The sequence below is a fragment of the Amycolatopsis sp. NPDC006125 genome (genome assembly GCF_040614195.1).
Taxonomy (GTDB): domain Bacteria; phylum Actinomycetota; class Actinomycetes; order Mycobacteriales; family Pseudonocardiaceae; genus Amycolatopsis_E; species Amycolatopsis_E tucumanensis.
Genome location: NZ_JBEXTZ010000221.1, coordinates 1 through 1781 on the forward strand (window position 1 = coordinate 1; position 1781 = coordinate 1781).

At 76.2% G+C, this 1781-nt stretch carries 1 protein-coding gene and 1 pseudogene; both read right to left on the bottom strand.

The annotated features are described in order from the left end of the window. A partial coding sequence (locus ABZ193_RS43565; RefSeq protein ID WP_354714689.1) for a PrgI family protein occupies nucleotides 1-1041 on the bottom strand: 1041 nt, incomplete at its 3' end. A gap of 12 nt (nucleotides 1042-1053) precedes the next feature. Continuing rightward, nucleotides 1054-1781 (bottom strand): annotated as a pseudogene (locus tag ABZ193_RS43570) (hypothetical protein); the annotation flags it as partial.

A 1781-nucleotide genomic window follows, 5' to 3' on the forward strand; every position in this document is an offset into this window, starting at 1 on the left:
GTAGAGGTCGGTGAAGGTGGTGGTGGCGGTGACGACCTCGTCGGCGGCGGCCAGCGCGGCCGAGGGCGGGAGGAAGGTGTCGGGGTTGCAGGCCGAGGCCAGGACGCCGGTCGCGGCGGCGGCGTCGAGCGGGGCGACGACGATCCCGGCCGCCGACAGCAGCTCGCTCGCCTCGCCGAGACGGCGCACCAGCCGTTGCTCGGCCGCCTGCCGCACCCCCACATCCACCGCCTGCTCCGGCGCGGCGCGACGGCGCCAGGGCAGCTCGCTCGACGCGGCCGGCGTGGGGCCGGTGTGCAGGGGTTCGCGTAGCACCAGCAGCACCTGGCGGCGCAGCAGCTCGGTCTGCGCGGTGAGCTGGACGAGGAAGTCGGCGTGATCCCGCGCGGCCGTCTCCAGCGCCGGGTGCGGGAGCCCGCCCGCGCGGGTACGGAGTTGCCCGATCTGGGGGGCGAGGTCGAGCCGTTCGGCGCGGACGAGGATCTGCACCGGCGCGGTCAGGCTGTGCAGGTAGCGGGCGAAGGAGGCGACGAGCGCTTCCTGCTCGGCGGGGGTGCGCAGGCTGAAGTTGACGGTGGAGCACACCGCGATGACCGCCAGCCCGTCGCTGCCCAGGTCGACAATTCCGGCCTGCGCGCCGGTGTCGGCGACCCCGCTCGCCGGAAGTTCCAGCGGCGCCGGAGACACCGCCTCCGCGCGCCCCTTCGCTTGGTGGGCGGTCAGCCAGGCGGGTGCCGGGCGGACACCTTCGGGGGCGGCGACCCGGTGCCGGGGGGCGAGGTGCTGGCGGATCGCGGCGAGCGCGAGCTTGTCCAGCGGGAGCCCGTCACGCTGCCCGAGCACCAGCACGGTGACCGCAATCCCGGCCGGCACCGCCACCAGGAGGAACACCGCAAGCGGCAGCACTGCGCGGGTCAGCGAGTACAGGCCATACAGCAGCGCCCCGCCGACGGCGAGGATCGCCAGCTGCCGCGCGGTCAGCGGACCCAGCACCCGGTCCGGGCGGTCAACGTCGGCCGGAACACGCACAGGACTGGTCACGGCGAACACACCTCACTTCCTCTTCCTGGGGCCCCGGCGGCGGGGCAGGTCCAGCGGCAACGGCAGCTGCATGCCGGGCCGCGGCTTCCGCGCCTGTGGCGTGCTCTCACTGGGTGGCGTGGGTTTGGGTTGGCGGCGCACGGCGAGGGGGAGCGGGTACTGGCCCGAGGTGAGCGGGCGGTTGCCGGTGTAGGCGTCGGGCTGGGGGCGGCGCGGGGCGCGGGCGGCCGGGTTGATCTGCCCGGACGGCGTGATCAGACCGGGCCCGGTCTGCCGCGGCGGCGGGGTGGCGGGTTCATCGGCCAGGGTGTGGCGAGGGGGTCGCGGTGGTGCGGGGCGCAGGTGGATCGGGAGCATCCCCGCGCTGGGCGGGATCAGCGCGCGGGGCAGCCGCGCGAGCGGCCGCGCGTGGCGGTTGATCCGCCCGTCCGGTGTCAGCAGCCCGGGCTGGGGCGCAGATGAACGAGGGTGGGTGGGGTCGTCGGCGAGCGTGCGGCGCCCGACCCGGTCCGGGTCGTGCCGCGTGGTGATCGGCAACCCGAGTTGGTCGGGCGGCAGCGCACGCGGCAGCGAGTCCGGGGGCAGCGCCCGCGGGTTGGGCGACACCTTCCGCTCGTCACCGGCCCCGCTCGCGGTGAACAGCGACAGCTGCCCGCGGCCCGGCCTGCGCTCGGACCCGCGCGCCTTGGTGGGCACCTCGCTCAGCCGGGGTGAGCGTGGGGCGGGGGAGCGGGTGCGGC